This window comes from Balneolales bacterium ANBcel1, assembly GCA_029688905.1.
In the GTDB taxonomy this organism is placed as follows: Bacteria; Bacteroidota; Rhodothermia; order Balneolales; family Natronogracilivirgulaceae; genus SLLW01.
On record JARULB010000002.1, the window covers coordinates 508,046 to 523,493 of the forward strand.

Sequence of the window (15,448 nt, forward strand, 5' to 3'; positions counted from 1 at the left end):
TTGTCGTATTTCTTCGTTGCCGGATTCCTTATCATATACAATGTAACGATTCTGCGGCTTTATTATTCACAGATGATATCGGATTTCCTTAAAAGCCTGGTACCCGGAAGTATTGAAAGAGACTTGCTCAAGCGGCATGCGGGCCCCTTTGTCTTCTGCTTCCTGACCATCATGTTTTTGCTGCTGATGCAGTTTCTGATCCAGTTCATGGATCACCTGGTGGGCAAGGGAATTCCCCTGCTGGTAATCATCGAACTGATTCTGGTCAATCTCGCCTATATGGTCGTGCTCGCCGTGCCGATGACCATTCTCGCCGCTTCGCTGATGGCGTACGGCAAATTCTCGGAGCAAAATGAGTACACCGCCGTTCGGGCCGCCGGCATCGCCCCCTTCCGAATTATCCGGCCTACGCTGGGCCTGGCCATTATCATCACCCTTTTTCTGGGATGGTTCTCGAACGAAGTGCTCCCGGAGGCCAACTACAAGGCCAGAGCCCTGTTCCTCGACATCCGCATGAAGAAACCGGGCTTCGACCTGCAGGAGAATACATTCTACGAAGGCATCGACGGCTATACCTTCCTGGTGCGCAACATCCCCTCCGAAACCGATTCCCTGTACGATATCACTCTGTTTCAACGACCGGAACAGGGCCGCGACAGGGCGGTCATCAAGGCGTCGAAAGGATTGCTCGAGAGCGATGAACGGCATCTCAGCCTCACCCTGCATCTGTATAACGGCACCATCATGCGGTATCTCTCCTCTGGAAGGAGCGGCACCAGTGCCCTGTTTGAGGAGACCAGCTTCGATAACTACCGCATCACCTTTGATCTTTCCGACCTGGCCTTCTCCCGGACCAACCCGGATGACCGCAGGCGAGACGGCCGATCCATGCGCGCCCAGGCCATGCTTGCCGTCGTTGATTCGCTTCGCAGCGACAAGGAGCGCGAACTCCGCAATTTCAGAAGTTCGCTTCACGCCTCCGGAGTCACGTTGCAGGCCGCCCCGGATACCACCATGCAAGAAATTGAAAGTGGCCCGGAGAGCGATTACCTCACAGAACGCCACGACCGCTACTCCCCTCCCGAAGGGCCCGGCTCTCGCCCCGGAACTCCCCGGGAGCCGGCAGCCGTGATCGTCCCCCCCATGCAGGACACCGGATTTGCAGCCCTGAGCCTGGTGACGGATGCGCAGAATCAGCGAAACACGGTGCTGCGTTCCCTGTCGGAAATCCGCAGTACACAAGCCATGAGCGACAACCTTCGAAGCAACCTGAACTGGCGCAACGAACGCATTGCCCGCTTTATGGTCGAGGTGCATAAAAAAGCCTCTATCCCCTTTGCCTGCATTCTGTTTGCACTGATCGGGGCCCCGCTGGGCCTGCTGGTCCGAAAAGGCAACATGGGCATTCACGCCATCATCAGCACCGTGCTGTTCACCTATTACTGGATCAGCATTATCCAGGGAGAGAAGCTGGCCGACCGCCTGATCGTATCACCGTTCGTGGGAATGTGGTTTGCCAACATGACCATGGCGGTGGCCGCGATTGTACTCAACTACCTCGTCATAAAACGGAAATAGGGGATGATCAAAAAGTTCGACCGACTGATTTTTACCCGGATGCTGGTGATCACCGGATTTGTGACCGGCTTGCTGATCTTCATCTTCATCATCATCGATTTTTCGGAGAACAGCGGGGATTTCACCGATCGTGGCGCAACACTGCGCGAAATCTGGTATGACTATTATCTGAACTATATCCCGGAAATGATTCGCCTGGTATCGCCCGTGGCGGTCTTCACCGCCTGTTTGTGGATCACCAGCCAGATGGCCGCCCGTCTGGAGATTGTGGCGCTTCGTGCCGCAGGCGTCAGCCTCTACCGCCTTCTTGCACCCTACCTCGTTTTTGCCGTACTGATGGCGGGCATGGTAAGCTACCTCGACGGCTATGTAGTCCCGGCTTCCAATGCCGTTCGGGCCGAGTTCGAACAGCGGTATATCATGAACCGGACCGAGCGGCTGGACCGGAACCGGATTTTCCGGCAGGAATCCCCCAACCGGCTGATGCGCATCAATTACTACGACATCCGGGAAAAAACCGGCTATCGCGTAAGCTTCTACACCTTTGACAACGACAAACTGGTCGAAACAATGGAAGCCGGCAGGATAATCTGGAAAAGCGACGAACAGGTCTGGGAAATTGTCAACGGCACCATCAAACGGTTTCACGGCAACGGATACGAAGAGATCACCTTCGACCGGCGAGACACCACGCTGAATCTGCTGCCCCGCGACTTCGGCCGTACCTCATCGGATGTCTTCCAGCTCACCTATCCCGAAATACGCAACTACCTGGCATCCATCGAACGCAGCGGCGCCGGAGGTATCGCCATGCCGCGCGTGCAGTTCTATGGAAAACTGAGCTATCCGTTTTCCATCGTGATTGTCACCGTGATCGGTGTAGCCATCGCCTCCATCAGGCATCGCGGCGGCCGGGGAGTGCCGCTGGCAGCGGGGCTGGTGATCAGCTTCCTATACCTCGCCATGATGAAACTGGCCGAACCGTTCGGCTACACCGGAGCCATGGATCCCCTCCATGCCGCGCTCTTCCCGCATCTCTTTTTCCTGATAGTCGCCCTGGCAGTGCTTGTCGGTGCCAGGAAATAGCCGGCGTGCAACGAATGGCTACGCTTCCGGAAGCGGGCCCCGGTAGTTGAACGGCTGCTGCTCATTTTTTCCGCGGGTCTTGATCTCGCCGTGCAACTCTTCATAGCGGCGGATATTATCCTGAAGCGCATGGGAAAATCGTTTGGCGTGTTCCGGCGTCAAAATCATGCGTTTGACCACCTTCGCTTTGGTGAGCCCCGGCATGATGGCGATAAAATCCAGTACGAACTCCGAGGGCGAATGTGTGATCATCACCAGGTTGGAATAGGTACCGGGAGCCTCCTCTTTGGGCAGCTCAATTTCCATCTTTTTATCTTTTTTCTTCTCCATATCGTGTTTTCTTTAGGGGTGATGATTTTCTGCAGGGGATGCCGGCCCGGCACCCGATTCACTTCGCGCGGTCCCGCGACAGGGCATTGATCAAATCGCTGCGGGTAACGATGGTGTGCCCGCCGTCCTCAAGACGGACAATAACCGCCGATGCACCGTTCGACAACATCCGGGTTATCTGATCGATTTTCAAGTCGCTTGCCACAATTGGAAACGGATCATCCATTACTTCGCCCACGGGCCGGTTGCGCATTTCAGAAGATTCGGACAGCAGCGTCAAAATCCTGTTTTCGGTCAGACTCCCCACAATGACGCCGTTTTCCGTAACCGGAAGCTGCGAAACGCCATGGCTGTTCATCAGCTGTATACCGGTTTCTAGGACCTGGTCTTTCTCCACGGTAATCAGATCCCTGTTCTTTGCGGTTCGCATCCGCACTACCTCTTCCACCTCCATGGACGTTCCCTCTTCCAGGAAACCGTTGGTACGCATCCATTCGTCATTGTACACCTTCGACATGTAGCGGGTTCCGCTGTCCGGCAGGATGATCACCATTATGTCATCTTCGCGGAGCGGATTCCAGCGGATATAATGCATCGCGCCCCAAACCGCCGATCCGCACGAACCGCCCACAAACAGGCCCTCTCTGCGGGCCAGCTCCCGGGTCGTTACAAACGCTTCGCGGTCAGGGCATTGCACCACTTCGTCGAGTACGCTGAAATCCATGTTGGCCGGGATGATATCCTCACCGATCCCCTCGGTCAGATACGGAGCGATATGGCGCTTGTCGAACTCCCCGGTCTCGAAAAAGGATTTGTAGATCGACCCTGTGGAATCGATACCGATAACCTTGATGGCGGGGTTTTTCTCCTTGAGGTACTCCGCGGTTCCGCTGATGGTGCCGCCGGTGCCCATGCCAGCGACAAAATGGGTGATTCTCCCTTCGGTTTGCTCCCAGATCTCGGGGCCGGTCAACTCATAATGCGCCTGCCGGTTGCTCAGGTTGTCGTACTGGTTCGGATACCAGGATCCCGAAATCTCCCTGTTAAGCCGTTTGGCCACCGAGTAGTAGCTTCTGGGATCGTCCGGCTCCACATTGGTCGGACAGATCTGCACCTCGCACCCCAGCGCGCGAAGCAGATTCACCTTTTCCATGCTCTGCTTGTCCGTTGTGGTGAAAATACACTTGTAGCCTCTCACAGCGGCAACAAGCGCAAGGCCCATTCCGGTGTTGCCGGAGGTCCCCTCGATGATGGTTCCGCCGGGTTTGAGCTCGCCGCTCTTTTCCGCGTCTTCGATCATTTTCAGGGCGATGCGATCCTTGACACTATGGCCGGGATTGAAATATTCGACCTTCGCCAACAAGGTGCCCGGCCGGTTTTTATTGAATGTATTCAGTTTTACCAGCGGGGTGTTACCCACGGTTTCGGCAATGGAACTGTACCACATAGAAGCTGTGTTTTTGTGTTGGCCCGGCAGGCAAGAGGTTCATACGGCCGGATATCCGGATGAGCATCCGTTGCTCCACTACCGCAATAGCCGGCGTGTACCGCCGTATGTATAACATGGCGGATGTTTCTGAAAGGTAAAGATACTATATTGCACCTTTCTTTTTCAGTTAAAATACCGGGACTTATGTTTCTTCCTAAACGAAAACCAAAAGACTATGATTGCGGACTGAATCTCGACCTCATGATCGAGGCCCTGCCGCGTATCAGCGACGACCAGGAACGGATCGAATACGCCAAACGGATCGTCGGGCTCATCAAACAGAGCCACATCAGCTGGGTGGATGAGAACGGCTGCAGCGAGGAGGCCTGGAACCACTTCTTCAAGCTGGCCGAATACGACCCCCGCGATTACGGCATCAACAACCCCTATGAGGTGGGGGAAGTGGATGATGCCATGTAACCCTTCAAAATAACCGCTATACCCTGTTCAGGATATTTCTTCATGTCGGAACTCACGGATAAAGTCATGGCCGAAACCGGTACCTACGCCGATGCCCTGGTGGAATCCGACCGTTTTACCCGCTTCTTCGAAAAAAAACGCCGCGCTTCCGGCAGCGGTTACCTCACACTCTCCATCCCATTTCAGAATATTGATCCGCTCGCCGTTCTGGAACTTAACGGGAATTCAAACGGCGCACGCTTTTATTGGGAACGCCCCGATTACGAGATGGCACTGGCAGCGGGCGGCAACGTGGCACAGATCAAAAGTTCCGGCCGCAACCGGTTCCGCAGCATATCCCGAAAAGCCGATGACCTGCTCGCTAATGCGCATTATATCAGTGACATCAACCACAGCATGGCGGGAGCTCATCTGGTAGGTGGCTTCTCTTTTTTCGATGAGCCGCTGAGCGGGGCCTGGAGCCCATTGGGCAACAGCTCGTTTGTCCTGCCCGAATGGCTGCTGGTGCGCGATGGGCAATTCTCCATCCTGAATGTCACCCGCCCATGGAACCCCCGCGACGAGGTGGATGAACATCGTACGTGGTTCCGGGAATGGGTCCGGAGTTTTCTGAATCAGCTCAGGGACAACATCGAGAACAGCCGGATTCTTCAAAACCAGGAGCCCGGCGGCGGTGAATGCGCCCCCGAAGAGTCGGAATCGGACCGGCTGAACTGGATGGACAAAGTCGAACACGCCAGAGATTTCATCCGAAGCGGGCTGTTTCGCAAAATTGTGCTGGCCAGAGAGTTACGTATCGACACCGGACAAAAAATATCCTGTACAAAACTGATTCACCATCTGCGCAGGGAATACCCTTCCTGCTATTCGTTTCTGTATCAGCTGAACGGTGATGCCACGTTCATCGGCAGTACACCGGAAAAACTGCTCTCCCTGCAATCGCAGTATGTCAAGACCGTGGCCCTGGCCGGCAGTATCTCCCGGGGCAAAACCGCCACGCGTGATACCATCAACGAGAAAAAACTGCTCGAGAGCCAAAAAGACCTGGAAGAACACGCCTATGTGCTGGATGCCATCAAAGAAAAACTGCTACCGCTTACCGGGTCGCTTGAGCATCCACCCAACCCCATCATAAAGAAGTATGCCAATGTGCAGCATCTCTGTACGCCGGTAGCCGCTGCGCTCACCAGTGAAGTGAACGCGGTGGATATTCTTGAGCAGCTGCATCCGACCCCGGCCGTCGGCGGCTATCCGGAGCTTGAGGCCGTCGACCGCATCCAGCAGCTGGAGCAGATCGAACGGGGCTGGTACGCCGGACCCATTGGGTGGTTCAACACGAACCGCAGGGCCGAGTTTTCCGTAGCCATACGCAGCGGTCTCGTACGGCGCAAACAGGTGCAGTTTTTTGCCGGATGCGGCATCGTCGAGGATTCTGATCCCGCCGCCGAATGGGAGGAAACCCGCATCAAGTTCATACCCATGCAAAAGGGACTGGAATATGCCATGGAATGACGCGGCCGGACTGTCTTTTTGCTGGAGCCTTCAGCTTCTTGACGCACTGAGCCGGTGCGGTGTCCGGCTCGCGTTTATCAGTCCGGGGTCGCGTTCCACTCCCCTCACCTACGCGGCCGTCCGACACCCGGAGATCATCTGCCACTCCGTACTGGACGAACGGGCCGCCGCTTTTATGGCTCTGGGTGCCGCCAAACAATCCGGTACTCCCGCTCTGTTTATCTGTACCTCCGGCACTGCCGCCGCCAACGCCTTTCCCGCCGCAGTGGAAGCCCGACTCTCCGGCACTCCACTGCTGCTGCTTACCGCCGACCGGCCGCCCGTGATGCGTGACATCGCCTCCCCACAGACCATCGACCAGGTTAAACTTTTCAGCGACTATCCGGTCTTCTATTTCGACACCGGGGAACCCTCCGGCGATGCAACCGACCTCAGGCGACTCACCCGGCTGGGATACCAGGCATTTCACCATGCCGTCGGTAAAAAAGGCCCGGTGCATTTGAACCTGCCGTTTCGCAAGCCGCTGGAGCCCTCCGTCGATGATATGGATTTTGCGCTGGAGAGGATCGTCTCCACCACGCATGGCCGCACCCCGGAAGAGAACCGCACCCAGCCGAAGGGCAGCCTTACGGTCTTTGAACCCGAACAACGCCCGGTGCCGGAACCGTTTCGCAAAATGATACGGAGAAGCCGGCGGCCGCTGGTGATCGCGGGACCGGGCAGCCCGCCACATGCCGACTTTTTTGACCGCGCCAGAGAGTACGGTTGGCCCGTATTGTGCGAGACGGGCGGAATTGCGGACGGTATTACCCGCCACCCCCTGCTCTTTGGCTCGGGGAAAGCCATGGAGCGGATACCGGAACCCGATCTGGTGATCCGAACCGGCGAGGCACCTGTTCACAGAGCCACTCTGGATATCCTGCAGCAATGGAAGGCCCCTCAGATCGTTGTCGGCGGCAACTCGGTGAACAGTGATGCCACTTTGTCGGCTACCCATGTGCTTCCCGGAGAACTGACGGAGTTCGACTGGGGCGCCCTGCCGATCCATCACGAAGGCGCTCTCAATGATTCGGCGGAGGTCCCAGGCAGCGGCGCGGCCGACCCCGTAAGGCGGCAAACACTTTCCGCCCCGGATGCAGCAGAACCCGGAAAGCCTGCGCCAGGGGTATCCGCCCGTCACCCGGTTTCGGATGCCGGGGAGTACCGGCAGCTTTGGCTGGAGCAGCTTCGACTGCTGGATGCGCGCCTTGAGCTTGTTTTGGAGGGTTCGAACCGTTCAACACAAACTGCGGGTACCGACAACGGACTTACCGACCCGCAGGTCTACCATGTCCTGGCACCCCTGCTGAACAGCTCCGGAACCCGGCTTGTGGTATTGTCGAATTCGTTTCCGGTGCGGGATTACCTGCTGTACAACTCCCCTTCCACCGTTACCGGTATTCCGACACTGACCAACCGCGGGGCCAGCGGCATCGACGGTGTACTCTCTACCGCAATCGGCTCGGCCATTGCCGGCAACATCCCGGTGGTTCTGTTTATCGGGGACCTCGCCTTTCTACACGACGTCAGCGCCCTCAATAATCTTGTGACGCGTGACCTGCCCCTTCGAATTGTGGTCCTGAACAACCGGGGCGGCGCCATCTTCCGGTCTCTGCCGTTTCCAGAACACGACGAAACCTACACCCGGTTTGTCGAGACCCCCCAGGATGTCGATATCAGCGGAATCGCCGGGGCGCATCACCTGCCATTCGAACGGGCCGACACCGCGGATGAACTGCAAAAAGCCTGGCACCGGCTGCCGGACGGATGCGCCTCGATCCTGGAATACCGGACCAGCTCTGACGCTTCGATGCTCATCCGCCGATCCGCCCTGTGATGAGGCTCCCGGCTATCCATACCATCCGGTATCGGGGCCTCCGCTTTGAGGTAACGCGTCATGCCACCAGCGCGGACCGTCCCGATCTGCTGTTATTGCACGGGTTTCTCGGATCCGGCCGTCAGTTTTCCCACCTGATCCCCGCTCTTGTGGAATGCGCCAATCCGCTGACCCTGGATATCCGGGAGGATGTCTCTTCAACGGGCGACACCCCCTCGCGAAATGCAGAGCTCCGCGCAAGCCGGTCAGTTGACCGGGACGAGGATGCCTCGCTCCGTTCCGATTCTCCCTTCACGGCGGCAGTCCTGGTCGACGGCCTGAATACCGTGGTGACCGGCCTCCTGCAGCCACGCCCCTTCCTGGCGGGATACAGTATGGGCGGGAGGCTGCTGCTCTCCTGGGCGGCAAGGTACCCGGAAGCCGCCCGCGGATTGATCCTGGAAAGTACCACGCCGGGAATCGCAGACCCGGGGAAGCGGGCCGAACGAATCCGGGAGGACACCGAACGGACGAAGGCGATCCGGAGGGATTACAGCAGGTTTCTCGAGCGATGGAATCAACATCCCCTGTTTCAACCGAAACACGGAGGGATTGGCCATGTAACCGGGGATGATGAACCCGGAAATACGCCCGGACGCTCTTCCGGTAGCGGGAATTCCCATGGAGAGGCCGGGGGTGCATTGAGTCATAATGCGTCGGATGGAGAGGCCGGGGGCACACTGCGAAATGATGCATCAGGTGGAGAAGCCGGAGACAAACTGAGCCATAAAGCATCGGATGGCGCCGACGAGAGCGCTTCAGGCGATGGTGGGCGGCACGGGGCCGCGCACATGGACGCCGAAACGGCAATACGGTGGCTGGAAGGATTCGGCACCGGACGCATGCCCCCGGTTTGGGACCAGCTGCACCGGATAGCGGCCGATGTCCTTATCCTCACCGGAGCATCCGACCGGAAGTTTCATGACATTGGAATCCGGATGAAGTCCCTGTTCCGGAATGCGCGGCACGTATCGGTGCCGGGTGCAGCTCACAGGGTTCACCGGGACGCCCCGGAAGCTTACGTGGCGCATGTCCGCGCACTGCTTGCTGCCGCAAACCGCTGAACATTGACGTTCCAACCCATTATCTTCATCCCGAACGAATATCAATTTCGGAGCGATGGAAATTGGCACATACCACTTTTTTGAACCTCTGTGCAACGTTTGAGTAATGAAACGGCGTTCAACGTCACAGACGCTCACTGCACTGTTCCGTTCACTGCCAGGGAGCCCTGAACAAAGGGGGCGTTCCATCTCACAGGCACCCGCTACACCCCGGCACAACGTTTATTCAAAGAATCCTTTGCACCCTGACGCCTTTTTGCCGTAATATCCGCACGAACCATCACTAACCCATTCGCAACAATGAACTGGAAGACTGTAAAAGAGTACGAAGACATCACCTACAAAAAATCCGACGGAATCGCACGGATCGCCTTCAACCGTCCGGAGGTTCGCAACGCGTTCCGGCCCAAAACCATATTTGAAATGTACGAAGCGTTTGCGGATGCGCGCGAAGACAACAGTATCGGTGTGGTTCTGCTCACCGGCGAAGGACCTGCCAAAGACGGAAAATACGCGTTCTGTTCCGGCGGTGACCAGAAAATTCGGGGCAATGCCGGATATGTCGGCGACGACGGAGTGCCACGCCTCAATGTACTGGACCTCCAGCGTCTGATCCGCTCCATGCCCAAACCGGTGATCGCGCTTGTTGCAGGATATGCGATCGGAGGCGGACATGTGCTGCATGTGATCTGCGATTTGACGATCGCGGCGGAAAACGCGGTATTTGGTCAGACCGGACCTAAAGTCGGCAGTTTTGACGGCGGGTTCGGCTCCAGCTACCTGGCCAGTATCGTCGGCCAGAAGAAAGCGCGGGAGATCTGGTACCTGTGCCGGCAATACAACGCCGAAGAGGCCGAAAAGATGGGGCTGGTCAATAAGGTAGTGCCGCTCGATCAACTGGAAGCCGAAGGTGTGGAGTGGGCGCAGGAGATCCTGCAAAAGAGCCCGATTGCCATTCGCTGCCTCAAATCCGCATTCAATGCCGATATCGACGGACAGGCGGGCATCCAGGAGCTGGCGGGCAATGCCACCCTGCTCTACTACATGAGCGAGGAAGGGCAGGAAGGGAAAAACGCCTACGTCGAAAAGCGCAAACCGGATTTCCGGAAATACCCCTGGCTGCCCTGATCACCACCCGGCTGCCAAATCCCTGTTCCGGAATCTGTGTAACGTTTAAGGCCGGATTCTGACCGGGAATCTGTTTACGATCCCATGCTACAGACCGGTTCCGAAGTCCGTGTCAGATTCCATGCTGGGATCCTGTCCATGAACCTGTTTACAATCCCGAGTTATTGGCCTGTTCCTCCGGAATCTGACCCGTTTTGTGCTCCGGGGGCGGCCTCCAGGTCCAGGCCAAGATAATGCAACACCCCCCCCAATACCTCGGTGCGCTCGGACGGATCCATTATGGATTCGAACGGAAACCCGAATGTGACGGCACCGCTGTGCGCCGACCGGAACCCGACTCCCGCACTGAATCCATTATCATCATACCGGATGAGCGTCTCCGGTCCGGATGGTATCATTTTGGTCCGGAAAGAGGGTCCCAGCCGGTCTCTGCCGGGTTCGGCATCAGGCCGCGTAACCCGATCCTGTGCAGCATCCACAATACCACCGACGGACACAGACACCGATTGACGCGCTCCATCGCCGGAGGGTGACACGGTTTGTCCGGCATCGGGCATGGTCACCTGCCCTCTTTCACCATTGCTGGACGGGTCGGCTTCGCGGACCGGTTTGGGCACCTCCGTCTCAACCGGCATCGGTTCCCCGTAGGGTTCAAGGGCATCGGGCGCATCCACCCGGTAAAACCGGGAGTCGTACTGCGTGTTGAATGTCAACCGGAAACCGGACGGCCAAAGGCGATCGCCTGCCGGCCTGACGGTGCCGGTGCGTGCAGCGTGGCTGGTCACCTCCTGAAAACGAAGAGTTTCCCGGATAAAACGCACTCCATCGGGATCATCGGATGCCCGGTTGCCAACATCGGTTCCGACATGGGCTCCGCTGATGAAAAGTCGTCCGCCGAGTGCCAGGTACCGCTCAAGCTCTTCCCGCATCCGCTGCGGAAACACGGGAAACTCCGGCTCACGGCCCAGCTTATCCTGTTTGGGCCACGGAGTGGATTTCTGGTTACCAAGGATCAGAATAACCACGTCAAAATCAGCCGGATCCACCTGTCGCGAACGGACAGAGGCCGCGCTTGCCGACACAAACGGCACCCCCAGTTCCCTGAGCGATGCCCCGTACACAGCAGGATAATCAAAACTGTTACCGGCAATGATGCGTGTTTCATAATCAGCATGACTCGCGCCATGTCCGGGCGCGTCATTGGTGCGCCACTCCGACTCCGGATCAAAATCGTATTGCTCTCCTGTGAAGTGGATATCGTATCGATCGGGAACTCCGGAATCCAGAAAATTGGCAAATCCGCTGAAGCCCGGCTCATCCACAATGGCCGGTCCCGAAACCCGTTCAAAGCCGTTGACAATCAGAACCGGCCGGCGCAGCTCGCCGCTAACCATGGCAGAAAGGGTCTCCGAAGGAAAGCTTTTACCTCCCTCATTCGCGGCGACCACTTTAAACCGGTACATCACACCCGGTTCCAGTCCGGTAAACTGGTACGATGCCTCCGTGGTGATGCGCCCGGCGTCGAACGGCTCATCCCCCCGCTTCTTGTACACAATGTAACGATCGGGGATTGCGGTCGCTTCCAGGGAATCCCTGACCGGGTTCCAGCGCAGCTCCAGGTCACTCCCGCCCAGCGGTTTAATCCGGAAGTGGCTGACCGGCAGCGGCTGCACGACATAGTCCAGCTGATACCGGTGCGACAGATAGCGCAGCATGGAGATGTAGATGGCACGACTCACATCAAAACGGAAACGGGGATCCTGGGCAAACTGCATATCCAGGAAGTTCTGGTGGGACAGCAGCTCCAGCAACGCGGCCGGTGTATTGGGCCGTACCGCTTCGCTGTACATGCGGTTGAAGAGATGACGGCGGTTCCAGGCAGGGTCCCAGCTCCGGCGCAACTCTTCCACAATTCCGGTCTGCAGGATGTCGGCATAATCGCGGTTGGCCAGCCGCGATATTTTGTCGGGGTACTCCCTGAGGGAATCGCCGTCTTCGATGCTGTAGATCATCAATGTGCCTACAACGGTATCGTTGCGGGTGATGCCGGCATCGGTATGAAAAGCCAGTGAAAGATCAATCGGTATACCCAGTCCGCGTGTCTCCCGCGCGGCGTTCGGGCCAAAAGGGGCACCCATCAGATAGTTGACCCACTCGCCCCGGCCCCGGAAATCATCAACAACATCGGATCGTCCGCCGGTAGTGCCGTACACCAGGGAATCCGGCATTCCGGCGTACTGCATGTAATACCGCGCCGCTTCGAGATACCGGGCCCGGCCACTCACCTCACCATCGCGGGCCACCGAACCCATCCCCCCGCCAAAACGAACGGCATCGGCTGTGATGACTCTCGCACGCCGGCCGGCATCCGCATCGTCGTCTGCAGGTCCCGTCAGCACCACCTGCCCCTTGCCGGGGTTGACGCCTTCCTCAAACTCAAAATGCCCCAGATAGATCCAGGTTCCTCCTCCAATGGCCTGATTGACCGTGAACTCGGTCTGCCCTCCCCGGTGATAGACCGTATACCGGGCACGGTCGGACGAAACGGGTCGCGAAGCGAAGGAGATATACACCGCGTATTCCCCAGCTTCCGGGATATCGGGAATCCATGTCATGGTGGCGGTGCCGTTTTCTCCGGTGTAAAAGTACCGGCCCTGCCGGAAGGGGTTCTCCCCATCGCCGTAGGGCGGCGACCCGATCGCGAAACCTGGCGTAGCGTATTGCCAGTCGCCTTCGATATCCACCCGGCTGTTGCCTGATGAGCCGTCGAAATCCACAATAACTTCATTGGTCTGCGTATCGCGCTCCCGCGGCGACCAGACATACGCTCCGGCATTCTCCAGCATCGGTATCAGATACGGGAGGGTGAAAGCCATCGGGAGCAGATCTTCCACGGTTTGAAACAGCCTCGGGCGCTGCCACTCCCAGCGCTCCATTTGCTGATTATAGTGCCAGCCATGGCTGTGCCAGAGAGCAATCTGGCGCCCTTCCAGTCCATGCCGTGGGATCAGGTGCCGGCCTTCGCGGTGTACCACCGGCCTGGGCCGGAGCTTGTCGGCGTAGGGCATCCGCTGAAAGTCGTAGTGCTCGGGGGATTCCCGGAAATAATTGGGTATCAACGATTCGACCGGCTCACCCAGAGTCAGGATTCGGATGCGGTAGTCACGGTACCGGTCGGGCAGCAGACGCGAAAAAATCCGGTACAAGGCCTGAGTATCCGCCTCGCGCCAGGGCACATACGAAAAACGGTCATTCATGTACACGTTCAGCGTCATCTCCTTGTCGTACAGAGAAATACTGTCGGCAAATACGGCTGTCGGAAGTAAAACCGGCTCCTTTGTTTCGTAAAGCTCCTCAATCAGAAGCCGTACCGCGGCATGGACCTCTTCGGTGCGCGGATCGTCGATCTCGGGCTCGGGGGGAATTACCGGTTCGGGAGTCCGGCACGACTGTAACAGCAACAGCAGGATTCCGGCAGCGGCCAAATACCGGCTACAGCCTGCTATTTGCATCCGCATGGGACTCTCCGGGGATGGGGAAGATCTCTTCATTGATTTCAAAAAAAGTGCACGTATACAAATAATTATGAGTTTCGGGTCTATTCGATCAGCTGGAGAACCGCATCCTCCAACTGGTCATATTCAAGATAGCCGGGAGCATAGAACCGGATATACCCTTCCTCGTCGAGGATGTAGGTGGTCGGGATCACACTCAGCGGTCCGTACAGCTCCTGCACGGTGCCGTCATCCAGCGGAACCGGATAATTGATGCCGAACTCCCTGGCAAAACCGGAAACGGACTGACGGGCTCCGTTCTCGTCGATGGAGACTCCGATCACCTGCACACCCGAATCTCCGAACTGCTCCTGCAAGCGGATAAGCGCAGGGACTTCATCCCGGCAGGGCGGACACCAGGTCGCCCAAATATTCAGCACCACAATGTTCCCCCGGAACTCTTCAAGCGTTACGGTGTTGCCTTCAAAATCCGGCAACCCGAAATCGGGCCCCTTGTAATCGCGGGTAGCGGGAAACACTTCGGCGGGCCTCCATCCTGGCGAATCCTGCGGTACATCCCTGCCGGCAGCTTCGAAAGGAATAGCACTCACGGACATGACCGGAGACACAATAAGATACAACACCGCAATTAAAAGCAGGCCGGCGGTGGATATGATTGGCAAACGCATCCGAATACTCCTATTTTGAGATGATAACAACATGATACAAATACCGAAACACTTTCGGAATGCTAATTGCGCGTAACCTGGTCCGCAGCATTGATGGAAAATCCATCTGGTCCGGACTCACTTTGAAACTTGAAGAGGGGGAGCGGCTGGCGCTGCGGGGCCCTTCGGGATCCGGAAAAACCCTGCTGATGCGATCGCTGGTCGGGCTGGATGCTCTCGATGAAGGCGAAATCACCTACCGAGGCACTCCTCTGCCGTCGTGGCACCTTCCCGAATACCGCAGACTCGTACGGTACATCCCGCAGGATGCGGCATTCGTTTCAGGAAAGGTCAGTGACTCCATCAACCTGTTCTTCACCTTTCGGGCCAACCGCGACCTGAAACCCGATCCCGACCGCATCCTCTTCCTGCTCAAAATGCTCGATTTGCCGGAATCCTTCCTTGACAAAACGGCCTAACGGCTGTCTGGCGGAGAAAAGCAGGTAGTCGCACTGCTGCGGTCCCTGCTGCTCGAGCCCGAAATCCTTTTGCTGGATGAGCCCACGTCCAATATGGATGCCGAAATGGTCTCCAGGGCCGAGGACCTGGTCAACCTCTGGTACTACGACAACGAAAAGCGAAGCCTGATATGGACCAGCCACGACAGCCTGCAGCTCGACCGCATGACCTCCGGCTCGCTGACTCTCCAGCCGGTAACGGCCACCGGCACAGTGACACCCCTTCCACAGAACCCATGACCTGCC

At 57.5% G+C, this 15,448-nt stretch carries 11 protein-coding genes and 1 pseudogene; 8 read left to right on the top strand and 4 right to left on the bottom strand.

Features of this window, described 5'->3' with window-relative positions; genetic code table 11:
* The first annotated feature begins 72 nt into the window (after positions 1-72).
* Together QA596_04270 and QA596_04275 are read left to right on the top strand one after the other, a co-directional pair.
* Positions 73-1,578, top strand: coding sequence for an LptF/LptG family permease (locus QA596_04270; protein MDG5766673.1), 1,506 nt, complete (start codon positions 73-75; stop codon positions 1,576-1,578).
* A gap of 3 nt (positions 1,579-1,581) precedes the next feature.
* Entirely contained in the window at positions 1,582-2,664 is a 1,083-nt protein-coding gene (locus QA596_04275; protein ID MDG5766674.1) for an LptF/LptG family permease, read from the top strand.
* A gap of 18 nt (positions 2,665-2,682) precedes the next feature.
* On the opposite strand, the gene QA596_04280 is transcribed toward QA596_04275, so the two are convergent.
* A complete protein-coding gene (locus QA596_04280; GenBank protein MDG5766675.1) occupies positions 2,683-2,994 on the bottom strand; it encodes a DUF3467 domain-containing protein in 312 nt (103 codons plus the stop codon).
* Positions 2,995-3,052: 58 nt separating this feature from the next.
* On the bottom strand, positions 3,053-4,441 hold the full coding sequence (locus QA596_04285) for a cystathionine beta-synthase (protein ID MDG5766676.1): 1,389 nt from the start codon (positions 4,439-4,441) through the stop codon (positions 3,053-3,055).
* A gap of 186 nt (positions 4,442-4,627) precedes the next feature.
* On the opposite strand from QA596_04285, the gene QA596_04290 reads away from it, so the two are divergent.
* From QA596_04290 to menB, 5 genes are all read left to right on the top strand, one after another.
* Positions 4,628-4,903 (top strand): DUF4290 domain-containing protein, encoded by a 276-nt coding sequence (locus QA596_04290; protein MDG5766677.1) that lies wholly within the window; start codon positions 4,628-4,630, stop codon positions 4,901-4,903.
* A gap of 42 nt (positions 4,904-4,945) precedes the next feature.
* A complete protein-coding gene (locus QA596_04295) occupies positions 4,946-6,415 on the top strand; it encodes an isochorismate synthase (protein ID MDG5766678.1) in 1,470 nt (489 codons plus the stop codon).
* Positions 6,402-8,291 carry a 2-succinyl-5-enolpyruvyl-6-hydroxy-3-cyclohexene-1-carboxylic-acid synthase gene (gene menD / locus QA596_04300; protein ID MDG5766679.1) on the top strand — a complete coding sequence of 630 codons (1,890 nt, stop codon included), beginning with the start codon at positions 6,402-6,404 and terminating at the stop codon, positions 8,289-8,291. Before QA596_04295 ends, menD begins: the two co-directional genes overlap by 14 nt.
* Positions 8,291-9,394: an alpha/beta fold hydrolase gene (locus QA596_04305; protein ID MDG5766680.1), complete on the top strand. Its 1,104-nt coding sequence runs from the start codon at positions 8,291-8,293 to the stop codon at positions 9,392-9,394. The genes menD and QA596_04305 overlap by 1 nt, the downstream gene beginning before the upstream one ends.
* Positions 9,395-9,694: 300 nt before the next feature.
* The gene (menB, locus tag QA596_04310) at positions 9,695-10,522 is read left to right on the top strand and encodes a 1,4-dihydroxy-2-naphthoyl-CoA synthase (protein MDG5766681.1); all 828 of its coding nucleotides are present in this window, start codon (positions 9,695-9,697) and stop codon (positions 10,520-10,522) included.
* Between the two features lie 161 nt (positions 10,523-10,683).
* On the opposite strand, the gene QA596_04315 is transcribed toward menB, so the two are convergent.
* Both QA596_04315 and QA596_04320 read right to left on the bottom strand, forming a co-directional pair.
* Positions 10,684-14,073, bottom strand: coding sequence for a fibronectin type III domain-containing protein (locus tag QA596_04315; protein ID MDG5766682.1), 3,390 nt, complete (start codon positions 14,071-14,073; stop codon positions 10,684-10,686).
* 47 nt (positions 14,074-14,120) lie between these two features.
* On the bottom strand, positions 14,121-14,627 hold the full coding sequence (locus QA596_04320) for a TlpA disulfide reductase family protein (GenBank protein MDG5766683.1): 507 nt from the start codon (positions 14,625-14,627) through the stop codon (positions 14,121-14,123).
* A gap of 137 nt (positions 14,628-14,764) precedes the next feature.
* Here QA596_04320 and QA596_04325 point away from each other — a divergent pair.
* Positions 14,765-15,442: pseudogene (locus tag QA596_04325) on the top strand (ATP-binding cassette domain-containing protein).
* The last annotated feature ends 6 nt before the right edge of the window (positions 15,443-15,448 follow it).

Coding starts and splice junctions, on each gene's coding strand:
- QA596_04270 (MDG5766673.1), top strand. CDS start 73: ATGATATCGGATTTCCTTAAAAGCCTGGTACCCGGAAGTATTGAAAGA.
- QA596_04275 (MDG5766674.1), top strand. CDS start 1,582: ATGATCAAAAAGTTCGACCGACTGATTTTTACCCGGATGCTGGTGATC.
- QA596_04280 (MDG5766675.1), bottom strand. CDS start 2,994: ATGGAGAAGAAAAAAGATAAAAAGATGGAAATTGAGCTGCCCAAAGAG.
- QA596_04285 (MDG5766676.1), bottom strand. CDS start 4,441: ATGTGGTACAGTTCCATTGCCGAAACCGTGGGTAACACCCCGCTGGTA.
- QA596_04290 (MDG5766677.1), top strand. CDS start 4,628: ATGTTTCTTCCTAAACGAAAACCAAAAGACTATGATTGCGGACTGAAT.
- QA596_04295 (MDG5766678.1), top strand. CDS start 4,946: ATGTCGGAACTCACGGATAAAGTCATGGCCGAAACCGGTACCTACGCC.
- menD (MDG5766679.1), top strand. CDS start 6,402: ATGCCATGGAATGACGCGGCCGGACTGTCTTTTTGCTGGAGCCTTCAG.
- QA596_04305 (MDG5766680.1), top strand. CDS start 8,291: ATGAGGCTCCCGGCTATCCATACCATCCGGTATCGGGGCCTCCGCTTT.
- menB (MDG5766681.1), top strand. CDS start 9,695: ATGAACTGGAAGACTGTAAAAGAGTACGAAGACATCACCTACAAAAAA.
- QA596_04315 (MDG5766682.1), bottom strand. CDS start 14,073: ATGAAGAGATCTTCCCCATCCCCGGAGAGTCCCATGCGGATGCAAATA.